At 68.9% G+C, this 24,028-nt stretch carries 22 protein-coding genes; 12 read left to right on the top strand and 10 right to left on the bottom strand.

Annotated elements, in window-relative coordinates:
- Positions 1–74: 74 nt before the first annotated feature.
- Positions 75–698 (bottom strand): Crp/Fnr family transcriptional regulator, encoded by a 624-nt coding sequence (locus AC1PPL_RS05275; protein WP_011806230.1) that lies wholly within the window; start codon positions 696–698, stop codon positions 75–77.
- 255 nt (positions 699–953) lie between these two features.
- On the opposite strand from AC1PPL_RS05275, the gene AC1PPL_RS05270 reads away from it, so the two are divergent.
- The 3 genes from AC1PPL_RS05270 (at position 954) to AC1PPL_RS05260 (ending at position 4,620) form a co-directional block, all read left to right on the top strand.
- Positions 954–1,976, top strand: a complete 1,023-nt coding sequence (locus AC1PPL_RS05270; protein WP_479972836.1) for a porin — start codon at positions 954–956, stop codon at positions 1,974–1,976.
- A gap of 221 nt (positions 1,977–2,197) precedes the next feature.
- A complete protein-coding gene (locus AC1PPL_RS05265; protein WP_479972835.1) occupies positions 2,198–4,099 on the top strand; it encodes an EAL domain-containing protein in 1,902 nt (633 codons plus the stop codon).
- Positions 4,100–4,182: 83 nt separating this feature from the next.
- Positions 4,183–4,620, top strand: coding sequence for an HIT family protein (locus tag AC1PPL_RS05260; RefSeq protein WP_015913835.1), 438 nt, complete (start codon positions 4,183–4,185; stop codon positions 4,618–4,620).
- Positions 4,621–4,627: 7 nt separating this feature from the next.
- On the opposite strand, the gene AC1PPL_RS05255 is transcribed toward AC1PPL_RS05260, so the two are convergent.
- Positions 4,628–5,617 carry a 2-hydroxyacid dehydrogenase gene (locus AC1PPL_RS05255; RefSeq protein ID WP_479972834.1) on the bottom strand — a complete coding sequence of 330 codons (990 nt, stop codon included), beginning with the start codon at positions 5,615–5,617 and terminating at the stop codon, positions 4,628–4,630.
- Between the two features lie 144 nt (positions 5,618–5,761).
- On the opposite strand from AC1PPL_RS05255, the gene AC1PPL_RS05250 reads away from it, so the two are divergent.
- The 3 genes from AC1PPL_RS05250 to AC1PPL_RS05240 are packed head-to-tail and all read left to right on the top strand — an operon-like array spanning position 5,762 to position 8,653.
- Positions 5,762–7,018: a multidrug effflux MFS transporter gene (locus tag AC1PPL_RS05250; protein ID WP_479972833.1), complete on the top strand. Its 1,257-nt coding sequence runs from the start codon at positions 5,762–5,764 to the stop codon at positions 7,016–7,018.
- Entirely contained in the window at positions 7,008–7,979 is a 972-nt protein-coding gene (gene miaA / locus AC1PPL_RS05245) for a tRNA (adenosine(37)-N6)-dimethylallyltransferase MiaA (protein ID WP_479972832.1), read from the top strand. The genes AC1PPL_RS05250 and miaA overlap by 11 nt, the downstream gene beginning before the upstream one ends.
- On the top strand, positions 7,976–8,653 hold the full coding sequence (locus tag AC1PPL_RS05240; protein ID WP_015913839.1) for an ABC transporter ATP-binding protein: 678 nt from the start codon (positions 7,976–7,978) through the stop codon (positions 8,651–8,653). Before miaA ends, AC1PPL_RS05240 begins: the two co-directional genes overlap by 4 nt.
- On the opposite strand, the gene AC1PPL_RS05235 is transcribed toward AC1PPL_RS05240, so the two are convergent.
- Complete coding sequence (locus tag AC1PPL_RS05235; RefSeq protein WP_015913840.1) at positions 8,650–9,078, bottom strand: Hsp20/alpha crystallin family protein; 429 nt, start codon at positions 9,076–9,078, stop codon at positions 8,650–8,652. The genes AC1PPL_RS05240 and AC1PPL_RS05235 overlap by 4 nt on opposite strands.
- A gap of 137 nt (positions 9,079–9,215) precedes the next feature.
- Between AC1PPL_RS05235 and AC1PPL_RS05230 the strand changes: the two genes are divergently transcribed.
- From AC1PPL_RS05230 to AC1PPL_RS05220, 3 genes are read left to right on the top strand one after another with little or no spacing between them, the layout of a single operon-like run.
- Entirely contained in the window at positions 9,216–11,849 is a 2,634-nt protein-coding gene (locus tag AC1PPL_RS05230) for an ABC transporter permease (RefSeq protein ID WP_479972902.1), read from the top strand.
- A 9-nt stretch (positions 11,850–11,858) separates the two neighbouring features.
- Positions 11,859–12,950: a PLP-dependent cysteine synthase family protein gene (locus tag AC1PPL_RS05225; protein WP_479972831.1), complete on the top strand. Its 1,092-nt coding sequence runs from the start codon at positions 11,859–11,861 to the stop codon at positions 12,948–12,950.
- Positions 12,950–14,092, top strand: coding sequence for a lipocalin-like domain-containing protein (locus tag AC1PPL_RS05220; protein ID WP_479972830.1), 1,143 nt, complete (start codon positions 12,950–12,952; stop codon positions 14,090–14,092). The genes AC1PPL_RS05225 and AC1PPL_RS05220 overlap by 1 nt, the downstream gene beginning before the upstream one ends.
- 201 nt (positions 14,093–14,293) lie before the next feature.
- On the opposite strand, the gene AC1PPL_RS05215 is transcribed toward AC1PPL_RS05220, so the two are convergent.
- The 7 genes from AC1PPL_RS05215 to AC1PPL_RS05185 form a co-directional block, all read right to left on the bottom strand.
- Positions 14,294–15,295, bottom strand: a complete 1,002-nt coding sequence (locus AC1PPL_RS05215; RefSeq protein WP_088886334.1) for a branched-chain amino acid ABC transporter permease — start codon at positions 15,293–15,295, stop codon at positions 14,294–14,296.
- An 18-nt stretch (positions 15,296–15,313) separates the two neighbouring features.
- A complete protein-coding gene (locus AC1PPL_RS05210) occupies positions 15,314–16,198 on the bottom strand; it encodes a branched-chain amino acid ABC transporter permease (protein WP_088886333.1) in 885 nt (294 codons plus the stop codon).
- 48 nt (positions 16,199–16,246) lie between these two features.
- Positions 16,247–17,443 (bottom strand): ABC transporter substrate-binding protein, encoded by a 1,197-nt coding sequence (locus AC1PPL_RS05205; protein ID WP_123675978.1) that lies wholly within the window; start codon positions 17,441–17,443, stop codon positions 16,247–16,249.
- An 83-nt stretch (positions 17,444–17,526) separates the two neighbouring features.
- Entirely contained in the window at positions 17,527–18,729 is a 1,203-nt protein-coding gene (locus AC1PPL_RS05200; protein ID WP_015913847.1) for an ABC transporter substrate-binding protein, read from the bottom strand.
- A gap of 44 nt (positions 18,730–18,773) precedes the next feature.
- Positions 18,774–19,487, bottom strand: coding sequence for an ABC transporter ATP-binding protein (locus tag AC1PPL_RS05195; protein ID WP_123675977.1), 714 nt, complete (start codon positions 19,485–19,487; stop codon positions 18,774–18,776).
- Position 19,488: 1 nt separating this feature from the next.
- Positions 19,489–20,259, bottom strand: a complete 771-nt coding sequence (locus AC1PPL_RS05190; protein ID WP_015913849.1) for an ABC transporter ATP-binding protein — start codon at positions 20,257–20,259, stop codon at positions 19,489–19,491.
- A gap of 172 nt (positions 20,260–20,431) precedes the next feature.
- The gene (locus tag AC1PPL_RS05185; protein WP_479972829.1) at positions 20,432–21,217 is read right to left on the bottom strand and encodes a TOBE domain-containing protein; all 786 of its coding nucleotides are present in this window, start codon (positions 21,215–21,217) and stop codon (positions 20,432–20,434) included.
- Positions 21,218–21,350: 133 nt separating this feature from the next.
- Between AC1PPL_RS05185 and modA the strand changes: the two genes are divergently transcribed.
- The 3 genes from modA to modC all read left to right on the top strand — a co-directional run bounded on the left by modA (position 21,351) and on the right by modC (position 23,972).
- The gene (gene modA / locus AC1PPL_RS05180; protein ID WP_312130634.1) at positions 21,351–22,112 is read left to right on the top strand and encodes a molybdate ABC transporter substrate-binding protein; all 762 of its coding nucleotides are present in this window, start codon (positions 21,351–21,353) and stop codon (positions 22,110–22,112) included.
- Between the two features lie 91 nt (positions 22,113–22,203).
- Positions 22,204–22,887, top strand: a complete 684-nt coding sequence (modB, locus tag AC1PPL_RS05175; protein WP_047349501.1) for a molybdate ABC transporter permease subunit — start codon at positions 22,204–22,206, stop codon at positions 22,885–22,887.
- 8 nt (positions 22,888–22,895) lie between these two features.
- Positions 22,896–23,972, top strand: a complete 1,077-nt coding sequence (gene modC, locus AC1PPL_RS05170; protein WP_479972828.1) for a molybdenum ABC transporter ATP-binding protein — start codon at positions 22,896–22,898, stop codon at positions 23,970–23,972.
- Positions 23,973–24,028 lie beyond the last annotated feature (56 nt).

The following is a 24,028-nucleotide window of genomic DNA, read 5'->3' as shown; positions in this document are numbered from 1 at the left end:
GGTAGAGAGTGGTAACAACTGGATGCAAAAGGGCCGCCGCAGCGGCCCCATCGGGCGGAGTGCTCAGCGTGTGCTCAGGCGCCGGCCACCAGCTGCAGCGCGCGGGGCTGCGGCAGGCTCAGCACGTTGCCCGTGCCAGCGATCAGGCCGTGCTCGCGCAGATGGCGCAGCACACGCGAGAGCGTCTCGGGCGCAATGCCCAACTGCGCCGCAATCAGGCGCTTGCGCTGGTGCAGCGTAACGCGCAAGCCGCCGTCTTCACTGTTTTGCGCATGGCGCAGCAGCCACTGGGCGCAGCGGGCTTCTGCGTCCTGGGCCAGGCGGCTCACGGCCAGTTCTGTCTGTTGGCAGTAACCGGTAGCCATGTCGCGCAGCAGCGCCTGTGCGCCCACGGGCAACTCATCAAAGGTGCGCTTGAAGTCCTCCAGCGGTAGCCGGCGCAACTGCACGCGGGTGTCCGCCACCATGTCCACGGCGCAGGGCTGCTCCAGCAGCGCGGTGGCGGCGTCGAGCCAGAACGGCCCTTCGACCACACCAAGCTGGTGGCGCATCACGCCGTCCTCGCGCACGCCCAGCAGCACGCGGCCACTGTCAAGGTAGAGCACGGACGCAGGTTGTTGGTGGCGCTCACGCAGCACCTCGCCCGCGGTGGCCACCTCGATCTGTGCGGACTGGTCGGAGGACGGTAGGGGGAACATGACCGCCACTGTGCCGGCGCACCGCCCGTCCTGCTTTGAGCGAAATCAAAAGTGGACGTGCAACCGCCGGCGTGCCGGGCCGCCTCACGCGCCGTTCCGGCGGGTCCGGGCGCAACAACTTGCGTTCGCAGTGTTGCAAAAACACGAAAAAGGCTGGCGGCATGATGTTTGCTTGACCACAATCGCTGCCTGACACGAAACCGTCATAACAACCCCTGCGCCAGCCGCGCATCCCCGCCCTACAGAGGAGAACCCATGTACCGCCATTTGATCGCCCTTGCCGCCGCCACGCTGTGCGCGGCCACGGCACACGCCCAAACCTCCGTCACGCTTTCGGGTCTGACCGACGTCTACGTCGGCTCCATGAAGATGGCCGGTGACGCCGACCGCCGCTCGGTGGTCAATAGCGGTGGCATGACTACCTCGTGGTTCGGCTTCACCGGATCCGAAGACCTGGGCGGCGGCTTGAAGGCCAACTTCCAGCTCACCTCGTTCATCCAGGTGGATACCGGCACGCAGGGCCGCTTTCCGGGCGACACGTTTTTCTCGCGCGACGCCAACGTGAGCCTGTCGGGCAGTTTTGGCTCCGTGCTGCTGGGCCGCTGGATGGCACCCAACTTCCTGCCGTCCGTGGTGGGCAACCCGCTGGGCGACTCGTTCACGTTCTCGCCGCTGATCCTGCACAAGAACGTGCCGCTGTTCAACGCCTCCGGCTGGCAGGCCACCACCCCGTCCGACACAGGCTGGAGCAACCAGATCGCCTACAGCACGCCCGACATCGGCGGCTTCAAGGCCAACCTGCAGTACCAATTCGGCGAACTGCCGGGCGATAACGGCAAGAAGAACGTCGGCGCTAATTTCTTCTACTTCGGCGGCCCGCTGACGCTGACTGGCTACTACGAGCGCGACCAGATCAGCAACCCCGGCCAGGGCACCTACCTGGGCACGACCAAGAAGGACTGGATGCTGGCCGCGGCCTACGATTTCAACGTTGTGAAGCCCTACCTGAGCTACGGCCAGACCAAGGCCGACAACAGCCCGGGTAAGGCCAAGACGATGCAGGTCGGCGCATCGGCCCCGCTGGGCGGCGGCAGCCTGTTGGCTTCCTGGGTCAAGACCGAGCTGACGGACTCGGACCTGGACCGCAAGACCTTCACGCTGGGCTATGACTACAACCTGTCCAAGCGCACGGACGTGTACGCGATGTACATGAACGACAAGATCACCAACCAGTCCACGGGCAACAGCTTCGGCGTGGGTATCCGCCACCGGTTCTGACGAAGCAGGCCCTGTCGGCCACTGCACGGCACGCGGCGCCATGCGCCGCGTGCTTTTTTTCGCCTGCAAATACCAATGAAAAGTAGCCCTGATGCTTACGGACAAAGCGCCAGCAGCTATCAACTCAATACCAGCCATCGCCCTTGCCAGGCGCATGCGCGTCACGGGCCTGTCACCCGGAAGGCCTACGCTCCCCTTTTAACAGTTACCAATTGCTACCGATGCCTGATGCTCCGCGGCTGTCTCTGCGCGCACTGCTGCCTTCGCTGTCACCCAGGGTGCGGCGGGGCGAAGGGCCGCTGGCGCGGCTGCTGCGCGCGGGTGGGCTGCACTGCGTATTCCAGCCCCTGGCCGACCTGCGCGAGGGGAACATCTATTCACACGAGGCCCTGATCCGCGGCCCGGAAAACTCGCCGCTGCAGTCGCCCGACGCCTTGCTGGCCCAGGCACGCGCCGAAGACCTGCTGCACGACTTCGAACTGCTGTGCGTCGCGCAGGCACTCACCCAATGGGGCCAGCAGGCCACGCCGGGCCGGCTGTTCGTGAACATCAGCGCCGACGCGCTGGTCTGGGGCGTCGGGCTGTGCGGCGCGGAGCCTCTGGCCCACGTGGTCCGCCGGCTGGGCGTGTCCCCGCACATGGTGGTGCTGGAGATCACCGAGCACGAGCGCGTGCACGACCTGGTGCCGCTGCGCGACGCACTGCGCCAGGTGCACGCCAGTGGCATGCGCCTGGCGCTGGACGACTTCGGCGACGGCCATTCCAGCCTGCGCCTGTGGTCGGAGGTGCGCCCCGACTTCGTGAAGATCGACAAGTACTTCACGCGCGACATCGGCCAGCACCCCGAGAAGCTGCAGATGCTGCAGGCGATCCGCGGCATTGCCGAAGTGTTCGGCACCACGCTGGTGGCCGAAGGCATCGAGACCAGCGACGAGCTGCGCGCGCTGCGCGACCTCGATATTTCCTACGGCCAGGGCTACCTGCTGGGCCGGCCCGCGCATACCGCTCGCCTGGCGATCGAGCCGCCCGCGCTGGCCGTGCTGCGGGACCGCCGCGTGGCCGTGCTGCCGCACGGCGGCCAGCCCATGCGCCCGGGCATCCTGCGCAACCTGCTTATGGCGCAGGCGCCCACCGTCACGCCCTGCACCAGCAACGACGCGGTGGCCGAGCTGTTTCGCACGCATGGCGATCTGCACGCCATTGCGGTGCTGGAGGGCGAACGCCCCGTGGCGCTCATCAACCGCCAGGAGTTCATGAACCACTACGCCACGCTGTACTTTCGCGAGGTGCACGGCCGCAAGCCCTGCATGGCGTTCGCCAGTACGTCGCCGCGCGTGGTGGAGATGGACTGCGACGTGGAGCATCTGGTGGGCATCCTCACCTCGCAGGATCAGCGCTACCTCAACGACGGCTTCATCGTCACCGACAACGGGCGCTACGCGGGCCTGGGCACCGGCGAGCAACTGGTGCGCGGCGTGACCGAAGCGCGCATCGAGGCCGCGCGCCACGCCAACCCCCTCACTTTCCTGCCCGGCAACATCCCCATCAGCCTGCACATGCAGCGCCTGCTGGACCACCGCGCGGCCTTCGTCGCCTGCTACGCCGACCTGAACCACTTCAAGCCCTTCAACGACCACTACGGCTATTGGCGCGGCGACCAGATGATCCGCTTGGTGGCGCGGCTGGCGCTGACGCACTGCGACCCGCGGGCCGACTTCGTGGGCCATGTGGGCGGTGACGACTTCATGCTGCTGTTCCAGAGCAGCGACTGGCTGGCGCGCTGCCAGCGCATCGTGGACTCGTTCGCGCGCGAGGCCATCGCCCTGTTCGATGAATCTGCGCGCCAGGAAGGCGGCATCTGGGCCGAGGACCGGCATGGCGTGAACCGGTTCTTTCGCTGCACCACGCTGTCGATCGGCGCGGTGCGCGTGCCGCCGGGCAGCATGGAGCATGCCGAAGAGGTGGCCAACCTCGCGGCGCTGGCCAAGCGCGATGCCAAGCAGTCGCACGCGGGCATCGCCTGGCGCGACGCCGGCCCAGGCGGGCTGGTCTGCCTGCAATCGCCCTTGACGACCATCGATGCGGCGCGCGCCGCGCCGCGGGCCCGGGCCGGCGCGCACTAGGTCCTTACACTCCAGCGCGACAGGGTCGCCGCATCCCCATCCGCGGCCAACCTGGATATTCCAACCTACAGGAGAGACCGCCCGTGCCCATGTTCGTTGACACCTCGCCGCCCGGCCAATGCATCTTCTGCCGGCTGGTGGCCGGCGAGATCCCCAGTGCCAAGGTCTATGAGGACGCGCTCACGATCGCCTTCATGGACATCGGCCAGGTCACGCCGGGCCATGTCCTCGTCGCGACCAAACGGCATGCGGCCACCTTGCTCGACACGACCCCCGAAGAGGCCGCGGCGCTGATGCAGACCGCGCGCCGCGTCGCGCTGGCGGTGCGCACCGCCTTCGACCCGCCCGGGCTCACGCTGCTGCAGGCCAATGGCGCGCTGGGCGGGCAGACCGTGGCGCATGTGCACCTGCACGTGGTGCCGCGCCATGAGGACGACGGCATCACCTTCACCTGGCCACGCCAGGAGCCGCCAGCCGCCGTGCTGGCCGGTTATGCCGAGCGCCTGCGCGCGGCGCTGTAGTCCGCGGTCAGATCGGCGAGACCACGCCGCGGCCCGCAAAGTGGCCCTCGGCGTTGGCCAGGAAGCGGTCCACGCTGGCCTGCACGGCCTCGGGCGACCAGCCGGCCACGTGCGGGGTGAGCAGCACGTTGTCCAGGCCCACCAGCTCCTGCGGCGGCGCGGGCTCGCTCTCGTACACATCCAGCCCCGCGCCGGCAATGCGGCGCTCGCGCAGCGCAGCCGCCAGGGCCTGCGTGTCCACCACGCTGCCGCGCGCGATGTTCACCAGGTAGCCCTGCGGGCCCAGCGCCTGCAGCACCTCGGCATTGACGCGGTGGCGCGTGGACGCCCCGCCCGGCGTGGCGCACACCAGCACGTCGCACCAGGCGGCCAGCTCCTGCAGGCTGGGGAAGTAGCGGTGCGGCACCTCCGCGCGCGGGCTGCGGTTGTGGTAGCCGATCTCCATGTCAAAGCCTGCCGCGCGGCGCGCGATCTTGTGGCCGATGGTGCCCAGCCCGAAGATGCCCAGCCGCTTGCGCGAGACATTGGGCGGCAGGCCGATCGCATCGCGCCACACGCCGGCGCGGCACTGCTGGTCCAGGGTGCGCATGCCGCGCACGATGGCAATCAGCAGCCCGAACGCATGGTCGGCTACGCAGTCGTCGTTGGTGCCTGCGCCGTTGGCCAGCGCAATGCCGCGCGCGCGGGCGGCGTCCAGCGCCACGTTCTCGTAGCCCGCGCCCAGGGCACATACCAGCTCCAGCGCGGGCATGGCGGCGATCTCCTGCGCCGTGAGACCGACGGCGCCGATGGTCAGCACCACCCTGAAGCGCGCGCCCTGCTGTGCGATGGCCTGGGCGCGCGCGTCGGGCGTGGGGGCATAGCAGACGTCAAAACGCTGGCCGATCTGGTCCAGGTGCTGCGGCGTCATGCCGTTGAGGATAAGCAAGGGAATGCGGGTGGTGGAGGTCACGGCGTTGCTCGAAGCTGAATGCGTGCAGTGGACTATGTTTTTCATAGCTGCTCGCGCTTGTCTATAGGGCGGTACAGGCCATTTTCGTCCAAATGCGTTGGGCCTGCCCTGCGCACCGCTCCAAGCCCCGGCGGGGGTGCGGGGCCTTGGGTCTGCCGCGCCATCGACTCTGCTACCCTCGCGCGCATCATGTCCGTCCCGTCCGCCGCCATCGGCCCGCAGCAGGCGCCTCCGGTACCCGTGCCTGTGCCTCCCGGCCTGGCCATCCTGGTGCTGGCCCTGCTGCTGAGCATCCAGCCCGTCACCACCGATCTGTACCTGCCCGCCCTGCCCGCGCTCACGCGCAGCCTGAACGCACCCGTGGCCGCAGGCCAACTCACGCTGTCCGCGCTGCTGCTGGCCTTTGGCTGCTCGCAACTGGCATGGGGGCCGCTGTCCGACCGATTCGGCCGCCGGCCGGTGCTGCTCACCGGGCTGGCGATGTACACGCTGGCGGCGGTGGGCGCGGCGCTGGCGCCGTCCATGGCGGTGCTCATCGCCTGGCGCACGGCCCAGGGCGTCGCCATGGGCGCCGTGGTGATGTGCGCGCGCGCCATCGTGCGCGACCTGTACACGCCGCTGGCGGGCGCACGCGCCATGTCCAAGGCGCTGACCGGCTTGGGGCTCGTGGCCTGCCTGTGCGCGCCACTGGGCGGGCTGCTGACCGAATGGTTCAACTGGCGCGCGGCACTGCTGGCGCTCACCGCGTACGCCATGGGCACGTTGGCGCTGGTGGCGCTGCGCATGCCCGAGACGCTGCACCAGCGCAACCCGCACGCCCTGCGCCCCGCCATGCTGGCAGGCACGGCGGCGCAGATATTGCGCACGTCCGCGTTCTGGGCGTTCTCGCTGCTCACCACGGCCAGCTATGGCGGGCTGTTCACCTTCCTGGCTGCTTCGTCCTTCGTCTACCTCGACGTGCTGGGCATTTCGCGCACGCAGTACGGGTTGGCGCTGCTGTCCACGGCCGTGGCGTACCTGCTGGGCACGCTGCTGTGCCGGCGGCTGCTGGCGCGCCAGGGCCTCAAGCGCACGGTCGCCATCGCCGGCGCGCTGTCGGCCAGCGGCGGCCTGCTGATGTTGCTGGCCGCCGCGCTGGGCTGGCACAGCGTGGCCGCGCTGCTGCCGCCGTTCTACCTCTACATGGTGGGCCACGGCATCCACCAGCCCTGCGGGCAGTCGGGCGCGGTGGGACCGTTCCCGCAGGCGGCGGGCATGGCCTCGGCGCTCAATGGTTTCATGATGATGCTGGCGGGCTTCGCCATCGGCCAGTGGCTGGGCGGGGCGCTGGGCGGCAGCGTGTGGCCGCTGGTGCAAGGCGTGGCCCTGTGGTCGCTGCTGCTGGCGGCCATTGCCTGGACGCTGGTGCAGCGCCATGCCCCGCAGGAGGTTGCCCATGCCCGCTGACCACATTCCCGCGCTCGCACTGGCTGGGCCCACGGCCTCGGGCAAGACGGCGGCGGCGTTTGCCATTGCCGACGCGCTCGCGCCCCGCCTGCCGGTGGAGATCATCAGCGTGGACTCGGCACTGGTGTACCGCGGCATGGACATCGGCACCGCCAAGCCCACGCCCGCCGAGCAGGCCCGCGTGCCGCACCACCTGATCGACATCCGCGACCCGCTGCAGGCCTACAGCGCGGCCGAGTTCGTGCAGGACGCCACGCGCCTGATCGGCGAGATCCGCGCGCGCGGCGCGCTACCGCTGCTGGTGGGCGGCACCATGCTGTACTTCAAGGCGCTGTTTGACGGCATCGACGACATGCCGCCCGCCGACGCCGCCGTGCGCGCGCACCTGGAGGCCCAGGCGGCCGCCATCGGCTGGAGCGGCATGCATGCCGAACTGGCGCGCGTGGACCCGCCGACCGCCGCGCGTCTGGCACCCGGCGACAGCCAGCGCATCCAGCGCGCGCTGGAGGTGTGGCACGTCTCGGGCCGGCCGCTGTCGAGCTTTCACACGACCAAAACCGTAGCTGCCAGCGGCCGCCCGATGAGCGCTGCAAGCCTTTTTTCCTTGGAGCCACACGACCGCGCCTGGCTGCATGGGCGCATTGCCGAGCGCTTTCACGCCATGCTGGCCGCCGGCTTTCTGGACGAAGTCCTGCGCCTGCGCGCGCGCGGCGACCTGCACGCCGAGCTGCCCAGCATGCGCTGCGTGGGCTACCGCCAGGCGTGGGAGTCACTGGACGGCCTCTACCCGATGAGCAGCCTGCCGGAGCGGGGCATTGCCGCCACGCGCCAGTTGGCCAAGCGCCAGATCACCTGGCTGCGCAGCATGCCCGAGCGCCATTCGATCGCCTGCGACGCGCCCGACGCCACTGCGCAACTGGTGCAGGCCGTGCGCGCGCGCGTGTGGGGTGGCGGCGCATGAGCCCCCAACCCACGACCCTGCTGCAGGTGCGCGGCCTTGCCAAGCGCTACGGCGGGCAGGCGGTGTTCGAGGGCGTGGATCTGCAGGTGCAGCGCGGAGAGTTCGTCGCCATCGTTGGCGACTCGGGCGTGGGCAAGTCCACGCTGCTCAACTGCCTGGCGGGGCTGGACCATTGGGATGCCGGTCAGGTGCTGCACGAGGGCGTGGATCTGGGGCAGTTGGACGACACGCAGCGCGCCCTGTGGCGCCGCGCCCATGTGGGCTTCGTGTTCCAGGCCTTCCATGTGCTGCCGCATCTGGACGTGGCACAGAACGTGGGCCTGCCGCTGATGCTGCTCAACCGCTCCGATGCGCGGCGCGTGCAGCAGATGCTGGCCGCCGTGGGCCTGGAAGGCCTGGGCGAGCGGCTACCGCAGCAGCTCAGCGGGGGGCAGTTGCAGCGCGTGGCCATTGCCCGCGCGCTGGTGCACCGCCCCGCCCTGCTCCTGGCCGACGAGCCCACGGGCAATCTGGACCCCACCACGGCGGCGCTGGTCATGGATCTGCTCATCGCCCAGACCCGCGAGCACGGCGCCGCGCTGGTGCTGGTGACCCATTCGCAGGCCGCCGCGGCGCGGGCGGACCGGGTGCTGCGCCTCACGGCGCAGGGTATCCGCCCGGCGCAAGCGATTTAGTCGATCGTCAGGCGCTGAGTCTTGTTGCCCTGCTTCTTGGCCAGCGTGAGCGTGAGCACGCCGTTGTCGTACTTGGCCTTGCACTGGGCGGCGTCCACATCCACGGGCAGTTGGAAGCTGCGCGCCACCGAGCCAAAGTAGCGCTCGCTGCGCAGCACCTTCTCGCCTTCTTTCTTCTCGTCGTGCTGGCGCACCTCGGCGCGCAGGCTGACCACGTTGCCATCAATGGAGATATGGATGTCCTCCTTGGGCACGCCGGGCACCTCGGCATGCACGGTGTAGGCGGCGTCGTCCTCCTTCACGTCGATCTTGATCTGCGACGGCGTGGGCAGCCCATCGCCGTGCAACGGGCGGACATAGAAGCCCGGCGCAAAGTCCTTGAAGAAATCGTCAAACAAGCTGCCACGGGTGACCAGTGAATTCATGATGAAACTCCTTCTTTCGAGAACAAGGTGAAGCGGCCCGCACGGGCCATCCGTCCGGCGAGGTCAGCCCCCGCCGTCTTCAGGCTATATAGGCGCTGTCGCGCCGCGGTTCAAGAACCCCCGCACGTTTGAATTTGATGCAGCGCAACTCCACGCGCCGCGGGCCGCACAATCGCGGCATGCTGACCGCCCTGCTGCGCACCTTCTCCTGGCGTGCGCTGCGCCACCACCCCTGGCGCAGCGCGGCCGCCGTGGCCGCCGTCATGCTGGGCGTGGCGCTGGGGTTCGCAGTGCATGTGATCAATGCGTCGGCGCTGGACGAATTCGCCCAGGCCGTGCGCGCGGTGAACGGCCAGCCCGACCTGGAACTGCGCGCCACACGCGGCGCGCTGCCCGAATCGCTCTATGGCGAGGTTGCCCGCCAGCCGCAAGTGCGCCTGGCCAGCCCGTGGCTGGAAGTGCCGGTACGGGCGTCCGCGACCCGCGGCCAGACACCCGTGGCGCTGCGCGTGCTGGGCGCCGATGCGCTGCTGCTGCCCGCCATGGCGCCGGCCCTGGCGCCGCGTGCCTACGACGGCGCCGACCGCCTGGCCATGCTGGCGCCCGCCAGCGTGTTCCTCAACCCTGCGGCGCAACAGGCGCTGGGCCTGGGCACCATCGACGCACAGACCCCCGCCATCACACTGCAGGCAGGCCTGGCGGCGCACCCCGTGCGCGTGGCGGGCACGGTGGCCGCGGGCGGCGCGCCCCTGGCGGTGATGGACATCGGCGCCGCGCAGGATCTGTTCGGCCGCGCGGGGCAGCTCACCCGCATCGACCTGCGACTGCAGCCCGGCAGCACGCCCGCCAGCGTGCAGCAGGAGCTGGCCGCCCTGCCCGGCTGGCCGGCGGGCGTGCAGTTCGCCGCGCCGCGGGACGATGTGCAGCGGGTGGACAGCCTCTCGCGGGCGTACCGCGTCAACCTCACGGTGCTGGCGCTGGTGGCGCTGTTCACCGGGGGCTTCCTGGTGTATTCGGTGCTGGCGCTCAGCGTGGCGCAGCGCGCGCCGCAGTTCGCGCTGCTGGCCGTGCTGGGCACCACGCCGCGTGAGCGCCAGGCGCTGGTGCTGCTGGAATCCTGCGCGCTGGGCCTCATCGGCAGCATGGCCGGCATCGCCCTGGGCACGGCGCTGGCGGCGCTGGCGCTCACCCTGCTGGGTGGCGACCTGGGCGGCGGCTACTTCACCGGCGCACAGCCTGCGCTGCAGTGGAGTACACCGGCGGCGCTCCTCTACGGCCTGCTGGGCGTAGCGGCCGCGCTGATCGGGGGTTGGTGGCCCGCGCGCCATGCACAGCACTTGCCGCCAGCGCAGACCCTCAAGGGCCTGGGTGCGCAGGCCGGGCGCGGCGCGCGCGCCTGGATCGGTCTTGTTTTGATAGCTACTAGCGCTTTACTGGCAAAGCTTCCGCCCATTTTTGGCATACCGCTGGCGGCCTACGTGGCGGTGGGCCTGCTGCTGATCGGCGGCATTGCCCTGCTGCCCTGGCTGGTGCAGGCGCTGCTGGCGCGGCTGCAGCCGCTGGCGGCGGGCCATGCCCTGGCCCTGCTGGCGCTGGAGCGCGCCCGCCGCATGCGCGCCAGCGCCGCCGTGGCCGTGGGCGGCGTGGTGGCGGCGCTGAGCCTGGCCGTGGCGCTGACGGTGATGGTGGGCAGCTTTCGCGGCTCGGTCAGCCAGTGGCTGGACAGCGTGCTGCCCGCGCCGCTGTACCTGCGCGCGGCCGGCGGCGCCAGCGGCGACGAGGCCGCGGTATTCCCCCCGGATTTCGTCCATGCCGTGGCGCGCCTGCCCGCCGTGGCGCGCGTGCAGGCGCTGCGCACCAGCAGCCTGCAACTGGCACCCGACCGCGCCCCCGTCGCGCTGCTGGCCCGGCCGCTGGAGGGCGACCCGGCCCGCGCTCTGCCACTGGTGGACCCTGCGCGCCCCGTGCCGCCAGGGCGCGTCGGCGTGTACGTGAGCGAGGCGGTGGTGGACCTGTACGGCGCACGCCCAGGCGCGGGCTGGCCGCGGCTTTCAGAGGTTTTCAGGCCTCCAGTGCAGTCTGGAAAAGCGCCAGCAGCTACATTTTTCGTAGCTGGTGTGTGGCGCGACTATGTGCGCCAGCACGGCGCCATCGCGCTGGACCTGCAGGACTTCGCGCGCCTGACGGGTGACGCGCGCGCCAGCGACCTGGCGCTGTGGCCTGCGCCGGGCCGCGAGGCCGGCGCGCTGCGCAGCGAGGTGCTGGAGCAGGCCCGCGAGAGTCTGGGCGCCTCGGCGGCGGATGCACTGGAATTCACCTCGGCCGATGCGATCCGCGCACGGTCGCTTGCGATCTTCGACCGCAGCTTCGCCGTCACCTACTGGCTGCAGGCGGTGGCCATCGGCATCGGGCTGTTCGGCGTGGCGGCCAGCTTCAGCGCGCAGGTGCTGGCGCGGCGCAAGGAGTTCGGGCTGCTGGCCCACCTGGGGCTCACGCGGCGGCAGATCCTGGCGGTGGTCGCCGGCGAGGGCGCGGCCTGGACGGCCGTGGGCGCGGTGGCCGGCACGTTGCTGGGCCTGGCCGTGGCGACGGTGCTGGTGCATGTGGTGAACCCGCAGAGCTTTCACTGGACCATGGACCTGGCCGTGCCGTGGCCGCGACTGGGCGCGTTGGCCCTGGCCGTGGTGGCGGTAGGCACGCTGACCGCCTGGCTGGCAGGCCGCCTGGCCGCGGGGCGCGACGCGGTGATGGCGGTCAAGGAAGACTGGTAGTCGCCGACAATGCGGGCCATGTTGTCCCCCTCCTCTCTTTCCGCCCCGGCGGCCGGCAGCGGCTGGCTGCACGAGGCCATCGCTCGCATCGAGGCCGACTACCAGCGCAGCGCCGACACCCACCTGATCCCGCTGCCGCTGCCCGCGTTCGCCAGCGCCGGCATCGACCTGTATTTGAAGGACGAATCCACCCACCCCACGGGCAGCCTCAAGCACCGGTTGGCGCGCTCGCTGTTCCTGTATGCGCTATGCAATGGCTGGGTGCGCGAGGGCTCCACCATCGTGGAGGCATCGAGCGGCTCCACCGCCGTGAGCGAGGCGTATTTCGCGCGGCTGCTGGGGCTGCCCTTCGTGGCGGTGATGCCGCGCAGCACCTCGGCCGAGAAGATCGCGCTGATCGAGTTCTACGGCGGACGCTGCCACTTCGTAGAGCGTGCGGGCGACGTGTACGACGCGGCGCGCGCCATCGCCGCCGACACCGGCGGCCACTACATGGACCAGTTCACCTACGCCGAGCGCGCCACCGACTGGCGCGGCAACAACAACATCGCCGAGAGCATGTTCACCCAGATGCAGCGCGAGCGCCACCCGGTGCCGCGCTGGATCGTGGTGGGTGCGGGCACGGGCGGCACCAGCGCCACCATCGGCCGCTACGTGCGCTACCAGCGGCATGCCACGCAGGTCTGCGTGGCCGACCCGGCGGGCTCGGTATTCAGCGCCTACCACCGCACGGGCGATGCCACGCTCACCGCGCCGGGCTCGCGCATCGAAGGCATTGGCCGCCCGCGCGTGGAGCCGAGCTTCATCCGCACGCTGGTGGACCGCATGGAAGAAGTGGCCGACGACGACTCCGTCGCCGCCATGCGCGCGCTGTCCACCCTGCTGGGGCGGCGCGTCGGCCCGTCCACGGGCACCAACTTCGTCGCCATGCTGCGGCTGGCGCAGGAGATGCGTACGCAGGGGCAGCAGGGGTCGATCCTCTCGCTGCTGTGCGACGCGGGCGAGCGCTACCTGCCGACCTACCACGACGACGCCTGGGTGCAGCGCTGCCTGGGCGACTGCGCGGCCGCGCACGAGCGGCTGCAGGCGCTGCTGGCCTGATGATCGGGCGCCGCGCGCTGCTGGTGCTCGCAGCCCAGAGCACCCTGGGCTGGAGTGCCACCGGCTGGGGCTCTCCTGCATGGGCCCTGGCGCCGCGCACGCTGGCCTTCCCGCGCGACCACGGCAGCCACCCCGATCTGCGCACCGAGTGGTGGTACATCACTGGCCATGCGCAGGCCGACGAGCGGCTGTGGGGCTTTCAGATCACCTTCTTTCGCACGCGCGTGGAGGCCACGCAGGGCATGCAGTCGGCATTCGCCGCGCGCCAGCTCGTGTTTGCGCACGCGGCGTTGACCGACGTGCAAGGCCGTCGCCAATTGCACGACCAGCGCATTGCCCGCGCGGGCTTCGGCATTGTCGAGGCGCTGGAGGGCGACACGCAGGTGCGCCTGCGCGACTGGTCGCTCACGCGCCATGCCAGCAGCGCGCCGGGCGGCAGCCGCTACGAGGTGCGCGCGCAGGCAGAAGGATTTGCGCTGGAGCTGGACTGCGCCAGCACCCAGCCCGTGCTGCTGCAGGGCCAGGCCGGCCTGTCGCGCAAGGGGCCCGACGCGGCGCAGGCCAGCTACTACTACAGCCAGCCCCAGTTGGCCGTGACGGGCGCTATCACCCTCGCGGGCCGGCGCATGCCGGTGCAACCACTGGCCGCGCCCGCCAACCGCGCCTGGATGGACCATGAGTGGAGCGAGGCGCTGATGCACCCCGAGGCCGTGGGCTGGGACTGGATCGGCATGAACCTGCACGACGGCGCCGCACTCACCGCGTTCCGCCTGCGGCGCGCCGACGGCAGCACGCTCTGGACCGGGGGTTCCTGGCGGCCCGCAGGAGCGGACGCCGCGCAGGTGTTCGCGTCCGAGGCCGTGGTGTTCACCCCGCTGCGCCACTGGCACAGCCCGGCCAGCGGCGCGCGCTACCCGGTGCAGTGGCGCGTGGACACGCCCGCGGGCGGCTTCATCGTGCGTGCGCTGCTGGACGCGCAGGAGCTGGACAGCCGCGGCTCCACCGGCGCGATCTACTGGGAAGGGCTGTGCACGCTGCATGCAGCACGGGCGCGGGGCGATGCGGGCGAACCGGCCGGCCCCGAGGTGGGGCGCGGCTATCTGGAAATGACGGGCTATGCGCAGCGCCTGCGGCTGGGCTGACGGCGCGGCCTGTCGCTATGCATGTGATAGCTGCCAGCGCTTTGCTTTTGGGCATTTCCACCCGGTTTGTCTCTAAAACCTAGACACCACAATCGCCGCCAGCTATCAAAAACAAAGCGGCCATGCAGGGCGGTTGCCGCGCATGGCCGAGGGTGCCGCCGGCCTGGGCCTTAGCCCAGCCGGCATGCGGTGACGAGGGCGTCAGTGGCTGCCGCTGCCCCCTGTGCGGCGGCGCTCCAGCCAGGCGATGATCTCGCCCATGATGCCGCGGCGGAAGGCCAGCACGCAGACCACGAAGATCAGGCCCGTGACGATGGTCACCGACTCGCCCAGGGTGTTGAACCAGTCGATGGTCGTGAGCTGCGCGAGCAGCGTGCCCAGCTCGCCGATCTTGTTCTCCAGCAGCACCACCACGGCCGAGCCCACCAGCGGGCCGCTCAGCGTGCCCAGGCCGCCCACCAGCGTCATCAGAACCACGTGGCCGGAGGCGCTCCAGTGCACGTCGGACAGCGTGGCGAAGCCCAGCACCAGGGTCTTGAGCGCGCCGGCCAGGCCCGCAATGGCGGCCGAGATCACGAAGGCCAGCAGCTTGAAGCGGTTGGTGTCGTAGCCCAGCGAGATGGCGCGCGGCTCGTTTTCCTTGATGCCCTTGAGCACCTGCCCGAACGGCGAATGGATGGTGCGCACGATCAGCAGGAAGGCCACCACCACCACGATCAGGCACACGTAGTACATGGTCAGGTCGCTGGACAGGTCGAGCACGCCGAACAGCTTGCCGCGCGGCACGCCCTGCAGGCCGTCCTCGCCGCCCGTGAAGGGCGCCTGCAATGCCGCGAAGAACAGCATCTGCGCCAGCGCCAGCGTGATCATGGTGGCGTAGATGCCCTGGCGGCGAATGGCGAAGAAGCCCATCACCAACCCCAGCAGCGCACCGGCCAGCAGGCCGGCCAGCAGGCCGAGCTCGGGCGTGGCGCCCCACACCTTCACGGCATGGCCCGTCACGTAGGCCGCGCCGCCCAGGAAGGCCGCGTGGCCGAAGGACAGCAGGCCCGTGTAGCCCAGCAGCAGGTTGAAGGCCGAGGCGAACAGCGCGAAGCACAGCAGCTTCATCACGAACACCGGGTAGGCGCCAAGGAAGGGCGCGACGATCAGGCCGAGCAGCAGCAGGCCGTAGCCAATGGGAGCGAATTTATTGACGTTCATGTGGTTCACCCCGTTGGCTTACTTCTCTTTGCCGAACAGGCCGGCGGGGCGGATGAGCAGGACGATGGCCATGATGACGAACACGACGGTGGACGAGGCTTCGGGGTAGAACACCTTGGTGAAGCCCTCGATCACGCCCAGGCCGAGGCCGGTGAGGATGGAGCCCATGATGGAGCCCATGCCGCCGATCACCACCACCGCGAACACGACGATGATGAGGTTCTGGCCCATCAGCGGCGTGACCTGGTACACGGGCGCCGCCAGCACGCCGGCGAAGGCCGCGAGCGCCGCGCCGAAGGCGTAGGTCAGCGTCACCATGACGGGCACGTTGACGCCGAAGGCTTCCACCAGGCGGGGGTTCTCGGTACCGGCGCGCAGGTAGGCGCCCAGCTTGGTCTTCTCGATCACGTACCAGGTGGCGATGCACACCACGATCGAGGCCACCACCACCCAGGCGCGGTAGTTGGGCAGGATCATGAAGCCCAGGTTGGTCGCGCCCTCCAGCAGCTCAGGCGTGTCGTAGCCCAGGCCGGAGACGCCGTAGATCGAGCGGAACACGCCCTCGATCATCAGCGTGAGGCCCAGCGTGAGCAGCAGGCCGTACAGGTGGTCGAGCTTGTAGATCCAGCGCAGCAGGAGCCGCTCGATCACCACACCGATCACCCCTACGATCAGCGGAGCACAGATCAGCATCACCCAGTAGTTGACGCCGAAATAGTTCATGGCCATCCAGGTGATCAGCGCCCCCAGCATGAACAGCGCACCGTGCGCGAAGTTGATCACGTTGAGCAGGCCGAAGATGACGGCCAGCCCCAAACTGAGGATCGCGTAGAACGAACCATTGACCAGCCCCAGGAGGAGCTGACTCAGCATGGCCGGCAATGAAACACCAAAAATTTCCATGGGAACTGAACGCTGATGTAGGGGAGTCGGATCAGGAGAGCAGCGCGATCACTTCCAGAGGGCGCACTTGCTCTCGGCCTTGGTGGTGAACACCTGTTCACCCGGCAGTTTCTTGATGAGCTTGTAGTAGTCCCAGGTGCCCTTGGACTCGGACGGCGACTTCACCTGCATGAGGTACATGTCGTGCACGTAGCGGCCGTCGGCACGCAGGTAGCCGGAACCGAAGAAGTCGTTCATCTTCATGGCGCGCCAGGCCTCCATCACCTTGTCGGCGTCGGTGGTCTTCGCGGCCTCGACGGCCTTCAGGTAGTTCATCGTGGCCGAGTAGTCGGCAGCCTGGATCTCGGTGGGGCGGCGCTTGGTCTTGGCCATGAACTTGTCGGCGAACTTGCGCGTCTCGTCGTTCAGGTCCCAGTACCAGCTGGTGGTGAACTGCAGGCCTTCGGTGTTGCGCAGGCCCAGGCTGTGCACGTCGCTGAAGAAGATCAGCAGGCCGGCCAGCTTCATGCTGTTGCCGATGCCGAATTCCTTGGCCGCCTTGATCGAGTTGATGGTGTCGCCGCCGGCATTGGCCAGGCCCAGGATCTGCGCCTTGGAGTTCTGCGCCTGCAGCAGGAAGGACGAGAAGTCGGACGCATTCAGCGGGTGGCGCACCGCGCCCACCACCGTGCCGCCCTTGTCCTTCACGACCTTGGAGGTGTCGGCTTCCAGCGCATGGCCGAAGGCATAGTCCGCCGTCAGAAAGAACCAGCTCTTGCCGCCGCCATCGACGATGGCACCGCCCGTGCCCTTGGCCAAGGCCACGGTGTCGTAGGCGTAGTGCACGGTATAGGGCGTGCACTGGTCGTTGGTCAGCGCAGAGGACGCCGCGCCATTGTTGATCATCACGCGCTTTTTCTCTTCGGCGATCTTGGCCAGCGCCAGCGCAGTGCCGGAGTTGGTGCCGCTGAAGATCATGGTCAGGCCCTGCGTGTCGATCCACTCGCGCGCCTTGCTGGCGGCGATGTCAGCCTTGTTCTGGTGGTCGGCCGTCAGCAGCTCGATGGGTTTGCCCAGCACCTTGCCGCCGAAGTCGTCGATGGCCATCTGGATGGCCACGCCACCGTTCTTGCCTTCCACGTCGGCGTAGAGGCTGGACATATCGGTGATGAAGCCGATCTTGACCTTGTCCTGCGCGTGCGCGGTCGACGCCATGAGCCCTGCGGCCCCGAGCACGAACGCCAATGTCGTGAGCTTCGCTTTCATGTGGTGTCTCCTTTGTCTTTCATGCTTTGGTTTGCAACGTCGACGCGCGCGGTCCCGGGCAGTGCCCGGGGCCGTGGCTCAACTCACTTCCACAGGGCGCACTTGCTCTCGGCCTTGGTGGTGAACACCTGGTCGCCGGGCAGCTTGGCCACGACCTTGTAGTAGTCCCAGGGTTCCTTGGATTCGGAGGGCGACTTCACCTGCATGAGGTACATGTCGTGCACGAAGCGACCGTCGGCGCGGATCGTGCCCTTGGCGTAGAAGTCGTCGATCGGCGTGGACTTGAGCTTCTCCATGACCTTGTCGGCATCGGTGGTGCCGGCGGCCTGCACGGCCTTCAGGTAGTTCATGGTGGCGGAGTAGTCGGCCGCGTGGATGTCCGTGGGCATGCGCTTGGTCTTGGCGAAGAACTTCTTGCCGAACTCGCGCGTCTTGTCGTTCAGGTTCCAGTCCCAGCTGGTGGTCAGCAGCAGGCCTTCGGTGTTGCGCAGGCCCAGGCTGTGGATGTCGGTCAGGAACACCAGCAGGCCGGCCAGCTTCATGTTCTTGTTGATGCCGAATTCCTTGGCCGCCTTGATGGCGTTGATGGTGTCGCCGCCGGCATTGGCCAGGCCCAGGATCTGCGCCTTGGAGTTTTGTGCCTGCAGCAGGAAGGAGGAGAAGTCGGACGCGTTCAGCGGGTGCTTCACGTTGCCTACCACGCGGCCGCCGTTTTCCTTGACCACCTTGGCGGTGTCGTTCTCCAGCGCCTGGCCGAAGGCGTAGTCGGCCGTCAGGAAGAACCAGTCCTTGCCGCCCTGCTTCACCACGGCGCCGCCCGTGCCCTTGGCCAGGGCCACGGTGTCGTAGGCGTAGTGCACGGTGTAGGGCGTGCACTGGTCGTTGGTCAGCGCGGAGGAACCGGCGCCGCTGTTGAAGTACACGCGCTTCTTCTCTTCGGCCACCTTGGCCATGGCCAGGGCAGTGCCGGAGTTGGTGCCACCGAACAGCATCGTCAGGTTCTGCGTGTCGATCCACTCGCGTGCCTTGCTGGCAGCGATGTCGGCCTTGTTCTGGTGGTCGGCGGAGAGCAGTTCGATGGGTTTGCCCAGCACCTTGCCGCCGAAGTCGTCGATGGCCATCTGGATGGCCAGAGCACCGTTTTTGCCTTCCACGTCGGCGTAGAGGCTGGACATGTCGGTGATGAAGCCGATCTTCACCTTGTCCTGCGCATGGGCCTGCATGGCGGATACCGCCAGGCCGGCGGCCCCCATCACTGCGACCAGTGTCTTGAGTGTCTTTTGCATTGTTGTCTCCTTGGTGGGTGCGAAACGAATGGGAAAGGGGTCGGTCAGACGCCCAGCAACTGGTTGAGCACGGGCATCTTGGCCTCCAGCTCGTCGGCGCCAAACTGCAGGGCGATCTGGCCGTGCTCCATGACGTAGAAGCGGTCGGCCAGCGGCGCGGCGAAGCGGAAGTTCTGCTCCACCATCACCACCGTGTAGCCCTTCTCGCGCAGCGTGATGATCATGCGTGCCAGCGCCTGCACGATCACGGGCGCCAGGCCTTCGGAAATTTCGTCCAGCAGCAGCAGCTTGGCGCCGGTGCGCAGGATGCGGGCCACGGCCAGCATCTGCTGCTCACCACCCGACAGGCGCGTGCCCTGGCTGTTCTTGCGCTCGGCCAGGTTGGGGAACATGGCGTAGATCTCGTCGATCGACATGCCCTGCGAGCCCGTCTTGAGCACGGGCGGCAGCATCAGGTTCTCCTCGCACGACAGGCTGGAGAAGATGCCGCGCTCTTCGGGGCAGTAGCCCAGGCCCAGGTGCGCGATGCGGTGCGTGGGCAGGTGGATGGTCTCCACGCCGTGGATCTTCACCGAGCCCTTGCGTGCGCCGGTCAGGCCCATGATGGCGCGCATGGTGGAGGTGCGGCCCGCGCCGTTGCGTCCCAGCAGCGTGACCACTTCGCCGGGCTGCACGACCATGTCCACGCCGTGCAGCACGTGCGACTCGCCGTACCAGGCTTCGAGATTGCGGATTTCCAGTGCGGGGGTGCCGGCCATGTCAGTGCGCCCCCTGCAGTTGGCCGTCGGTCGTGCCCATGTACGCTTCCATGACTTGCGGATTCTTTGAGACTTCTTCGTAGGGCCCTTCGGCCAGGACGGCGCCGCGCTGCAGCACCGTGATGCGGTCGGCGATGGTCGAGATGACCTTCATGTTGTGCTCCACCATGAGGATGGTGCGGCCCGCGGACACCTTCTTGATGAGCTGCGTGACGCGGTCCACGTCCTCGTGGCCCATGCCCTGCGTGGGCTCGTCCAGCAGCATCAGTTCGGGCTCCATGGCCAGCGTGGTGGCGATCTCCAGCGCACGCTTGCGGCCATAGGGCAGGTTCACCGTGACCTCGTCGGCCAGCTCCTGCAGGCCGACCTCGGTCAGCAGTTGCACCGCACGGTCGTTGAGCTGGCTGAGGCTGCGCTCGCTGCGCCAGAAGTGATAGCTCGTGCCCAGCTTGCGCTGCAGGCCCAGGCGCACGTTCTCCATCAGCGTGAGGTGAGGGAACACCGCCGAGATCTGGAACGAGCGAATCACGCCGCGCCGCGCGATCTGCGCCGGCTGCTCACGCGTGATGTCGTGGCCGTTGAAATGGATGGTGCCCGATGTGGGCTCCAGGAACTTGGTCAGCAGGTTGAAGCAGGTGGTCTTGCCTGCGCCGTTGGGGCCGATCAATGCGTGGATGGACCCGCGGCGCACGCTCAGATTCACATCGCTGACCGCGGTGAAGCCCTTGAATTCCTTGGTGAGGCGGGATGTTTGCAGTATGACGTCGCTCATTGTCATCAGGCACGCGCCGCGCGGGGTGCGCGACACAGACCGTCTCCATGTTTATGTTGCACCGCATCCTAAAGTGCCACCCCGTGCGCCATAACTGGGAGAAATGCCTATGTATAAACGCCTACGTAGGAACGCTTCATGCCCCCGGCCAACACGGGGCCTTGCGGGTCATTCATGCGCTCTCGGCGGCGATCACGATGGCCGACTCCTCGGCCACCATGACGACACGCGAGCGCACGCGCAGCCCCGATCCCGCGGCAGCGAATCCCACCATCTGCATACCCGCCTCCAACTGCGCCGCGACCTCGTCCCCCAACTCGCCGCGCGACACGCGCGCGGCCCGCGCGGCCCAGTGATTGGCGGCACCCGGCGCAGGCGCGCGTGCCGCAGCCAGCACACGCACGGCCGTGGCCTTGCACAGCGCCTGCACGGGCACGCCCGGGCGCAGGCCCAGCAGCTCGGCGCTCTCGCGCGTGATGCGCGAAAACACCTGCAGCTGCACCGCGTCGCCCGCCCCACGCAGATGCACGCGCACGATCTGCCCACACGCCTGCATGCCTTGCACGATGCAGGGCCATTGGTTGCGCATGCTGGTGCGCACCGCCAGCCGCGCGGCGACCGCCTGTGCGCCGCCGCCCTCGCCCACCCCGGCCAGCACGGTGGCGCGCACCTGCCGCATTGCATCGGCCGCCTCCAGCAACTGCCGCCCCGCGGGCGTGAGGCGCGCGCCGCCGCCGCCCACGCCGCCCACCACGCGCTCCACCAACGGTGCGCCGGCCAGGTTGGTCAGCGTATCCAGCGCCTGCCACGCGGCCTTGTAACTGACGCCCACGGCACGCGCAGCCTGGGAGATGGAGCCGCCCTGCCCGATCTGGCGCAGGATGTCGATGCGCTTGTCGGCCATGCCATGGCCAAGGGCGTCGAGGAACGATACGGAATGCTGCATGGGCGCGATCATGCCGCCTTGCGCGCACGGGCGACAAGGCGCTTGGGGCGCACGCGGCATGTTGCAAACGGCAAACGGCAAACGGCATGCGCGGGTGGGTAGCTATACTTCTCGCTATTCACAAATGGAATAACGAGATCCTCTCATGTCCGGTTTCCCTGTCCGCTCCATCCTGTGGTCCGCTCTGGCTGCCGCTGCCCTGCTGCCGGCAGCGCACGCGGGTGAGGTATCGGTGGCCGTGGCCGCCAACTTCACCGCGCCCATGCAACGGATCGCCGCGCAGTTCGAGCAGGACACTGGCCACAAGGCCGTGCTGTCTTTTGGCGCCACGGGCAAGTTCTACGCGCAGATCGCCAACGGCGCACCGTTCGGGGTGCTGCTGGCGGCCGACGACGCCACGCCGCAGAAGATCGCCCGCGAGGGCCTGGGTAACGGCGCCACGCGCTTTACCTACGCCATCGGCCGGCTGGTGCTGTGGAGCAAGCAGCCCGGCTATGTGGATGCCCAAGGCCAGGTGCTGCGCACCGGCGACTGGAAGCACATCGCCATCGCCAACCCCAAGCTGGCGCCCTACGGCCTGGCCGCGATGCAGACGCTGGACAAGCTGGGCCTTGCGGCGCAGGTGCAGCCACGCGTGGTCACGGGCGAGAACATCGGCCAGACCTACCAGTTCGCCGCATCGGGCAACGCGCCACTGGGCTTCGTGGCGCTCTCGCAGGTGATGGAGAACGGCCAGTTGCGCGAAGGCTCGGCCTGGGTCGTGCCCGCCACCATGCACGCACCGATCCGCCAGGACGCCATCGTGCTCCAGCGGGGCGAGGGCAACCCCGCGGCCGACGCGCTCATGCAGTACCTGCGCGGCGAGAAAGCGCGCGCCGTCATCCGTGCCTACGGCTATGATTTTTGAAGCGCCTTGCGCATGATGGCGGGGCGTTTCCCAGCCAATCCGACTGACAAACCAGATAAATCAAGCGCCAACAGCTCTTGTTTTCATAGCATTGAACACACCCCTGATCGGCCCTGACGACTGGGCCGCCATCTGGCTCACGCTGCAGCTGGCCAGCGTCACCACCGTGCTGCTGCTGGTGCTGTGCACACCGCTGGCCTGGTGGCTGGCCCACACGCGCTCGCGCTGGCGCGGCCCCGTGGGGGCCGTGGTGGCGCTGCCGCTGGTACTGCCGCCCACGGTGATCGGCTTCTATCTGCTGGTGAGCATGGGGCCAGGCGGCGCCATCGGGCAGCTGACCGAGGCGCTGGGCCTGGGACGGCTGCCGTTCACCTTCCCGGGGCTGGTCGTCGGCTCCCTCGTGTATTCGCTGCCGTTCGCCGTGCAGCCGCTGCAGCGCGCCTTCGAAGCGCTGGGCCGCCGGCCGCTGGAGGTGGCGGCCACGCTGGGCGCCAGCCCGCTGGACCGGTTCTTCAGTGTCGCCCTGCCCTTGGCGCGCCCCGGTTTCGTGACGGCCGCCATCCTGAGCTTTGCGCACACGGTGGGCGAGTTCGGCGTGGTACTCATGCTGGGCGGCAACATCCCCGGGGTGACGCGCGTGGTGTCGGTGCAGATCTACGACCATGTGGAAGCCCTGGAGTACGCCCAGGCGCACTGGCTCGCCGGCGGCATGGTGGCGTTCTCGTTCATCGTGCTCATGCTGCTGCACTGGCTGCAGCCCAGGGGGGGGCGATGACGGGCGCAATGAACGGCATTCACGCCCGGCTGTCCTTGGTGCGGCCGGACTTCACGCTGGACGTGCAGCTGGCGCTGCCGGGCCATGGCGTGACGGCGCTGTTCGGCCCCTCGGGCTGCGGCAAGACCACCTGCCTGCGCGCGCTGGCGGGGCTGGAGCGCGCGCGCGGCAGCGTACAGGTCAACGGCGAAGTCTGGCAGGACGACGCCACCGGCCAGTGGCGCCCCACGCACCAGCGCGCGCTGGGCTATGTGTTCCAGGAGGCCAGCCTGTTCGCGCACCTGGACGTGCGCCGCAACATGGAATACGGCCTGCGCCGCCAGCCGCCCGCACGCCGCCACGTGTCGCTGGAGCAGGCGGTGGAACTGCTGGGCCTAGGCGCCCTGCTGCCCCGCATGCCCCACACCCTCTCGGGCGGCGAGCGCCAGCGCGTGGCGATTGCGCGGGCCCTCGCCACCAGCCCGCGCGTGCTGCTGATGGACGAGCCCCTGGCTGCACTGGACGCCGCGCGCAAGGCCGAGGTCATGCCCTACCTAGAGCGCCTACAGCGCAGCCTGGACATTCCCGTGCTCTACGTGAGCCACTCGAGCGACGAGGTGGCCCGGCTGGCCTCCCACCTGGTGCTGCTGCAGGCCGGCCGCGTCACGGCTCAGGGCCCCACGGCCGAGCTGATGGCGCGGCTGGACCTGCCCCTGGCGCACGGCGACGCCGCCGCCGCGCTGGTGCAGGGCCGCGTGCTGGCGCACGATGCGCACGACCAGTTGCTGACCGTGGCCATCGACGGCGGGCAGATTCAGTTGGCCAGCGGCCGCCCGCGCGCCGTGGGCGAGAGCGTGCGTCTGCGCGTGCTGGCGCGCGACGTGAGCCTGGCGCGCACACGCGCGGCGGACAGCAGCATCCTGAACCTGCTGCCCGCGCGCATCACGCAGTTGGCCGACGACGGCCCCGGCCAGGTGCTGGTGGCGCTGGACGTGGCGGGCACCACGCTGCTGGCGCGCATCACGCTGCGCTCTTGCCGCACGCTGGCGCTGGCCGTGGGCGATGAGGTGTTTGCGCAGGTCAAGGGCGTCGCGCTGGTGGACTGAGGCGATCACTCCTGCGGACGCACGGCGCTACACGTCATCTGGGCCAAAAATGCCGC

Source organism: Diaphorobacter sp. B2A2W2 (assembly GCF_056730635.1).
Note: the sequence above shows the minus strand (reverse complement) of the source record. Positions and strands in the feature narration are given on the sequence as shown.

Excerpts from the sequence above, each read along its gene's own strand:
- AC1PPL_RS05250 (WP_479972833.1), top strand. The coding sequence starts at position 5,762 with ATGTCCGTCCCGTCCGCCGCCATCGGCCCGCAGCAGGCGCCTCCGGTA.
- modA (WP_312130634.1), top strand. The coding sequence starts at position 21,351 with ATGTCCGGTTTCCCTGTCCGCTCCATCCTGTGGTCCGCTCTGGCTGCC.
- AC1PPL_RS05185 (WP_479972829.1), bottom strand. The coding sequence starts at position 21,217 with ATGATCGCGCCCATGCAGCATTCCGTATCGTTCCTCGACGCCCTTGGC.
- AC1PPL_RS05275 (WP_011806230.1), bottom strand. The coding sequence starts at position 698 with ATGTTCCCCCTACCGTCCTCCGACCAGTCCGCACAGATCGAGGTGGCC.
- miaA (WP_479972832.1), top strand. The coding sequence starts at position 7,008 with ATGCCCGCTGACCACATTCCCGCGCTCGCACTGGCTGGGCCCACGGCC.
- AC1PPL_RS05240 (WP_015913839.1), top strand. The coding sequence starts at position 7,976 with ATGAGCCCCCAACCCACGACCCTGCTGCAGGTGCGCGGCCTTGCCAAG.
- AC1PPL_RS05190 (WP_015913849.1), bottom strand. The coding sequence starts at position 20,259 with ATGAGCGACGTCATACTGCAAACATCCCGCCTCACCAAGGAATTCAAG.
- AC1PPL_RS05225 (WP_479972831.1), top strand. The coding sequence starts at position 11,859 with ATGCGGGCCATGTTGTCCCCCTCCTCTCTTTCCGCCCCGGCGGCCGGC.
- AC1PPL_RS05215 (WP_088886334.1), bottom strand. The coding sequence starts at position 15,295 with ATGAACGTCAATAAATTCGCTCCCATTGGCTACGGCCTGCTGCTGCTC.
- AC1PPL_RS05270 (WP_479972836.1), top strand. The coding sequence starts at position 954 with ATGTACCGCCATTTGATCGCCCTTGCCGCCGCCACGCTGTGCGCGGCC.
- AC1PPL_RS05255 (WP_479972834.1), bottom strand. The coding sequence starts at position 5,617 with ATGAAAAACATAGTCCACTGCACGCATTCAGCTTCGAGCAACGCCGTG.
- AC1PPL_RS05195 (WP_123675977.1), bottom strand. The coding sequence starts at position 19,487 with ATGGCCGGCACCCCCGCACTGGAAATCCGCAATCTCGAAGCCTGGTAC.
- AC1PPL_RS05230 (WP_479972902.1), top strand. The coding sequence starts at position 9,216 with ATGCAGCGCAACTCCACGCGCCGCGGGCCGCACAATCGCGGCATGCTG.
- AC1PPL_RS05265 (WP_479972835.1), top strand. The coding sequence starts at position 2,198 with ATGCCTGATGCTCCGCGGCTGTCTCTGCGCGCACTGCTGCCTTCGCTG.
- AC1PPL_RS05205 (WP_123675978.1), bottom strand. The coding sequence starts at position 17,443 with ATGAAAGCGAAGCTCACGACATTGGCGTTCGTGCTCGGGGCCGCAGGG.
- AC1PPL_RS05210 (WP_088886333.1), bottom strand. The coding sequence starts at position 16,198 with ATGGAAATTTTTGGTGTTTCATTGCCGGCCATGCTGAGTCAGCTCCTC.
- AC1PPL_RS05200 (WP_015913847.1), bottom strand. The coding sequence starts at position 18,729 with ATGCAAAAGACACTCAAGACACTGGTCGCAGTGATGGGGGCCGCCGGC.
- AC1PPL_RS05220 (WP_479972830.1), top strand. The coding sequence starts at position 12,950 with ATGATCGGGCGCCGCGCGCTGCTGGTGCTCGCAGCCCAGAGCACCCTG.
- AC1PPL_RS05235 (WP_015913840.1), bottom strand. The coding sequence starts at position 9,078 with ATGAATTCACTGGTCACCCGTGGCAGCTTGTTTGACGATTTCTTCAAG.
- modC (WP_479972828.1), top strand. The coding sequence starts at position 22,896 with ATGAACGGCATTCACGCCCGGCTGTCCTTGGTGCGGCCGGACTTCACG.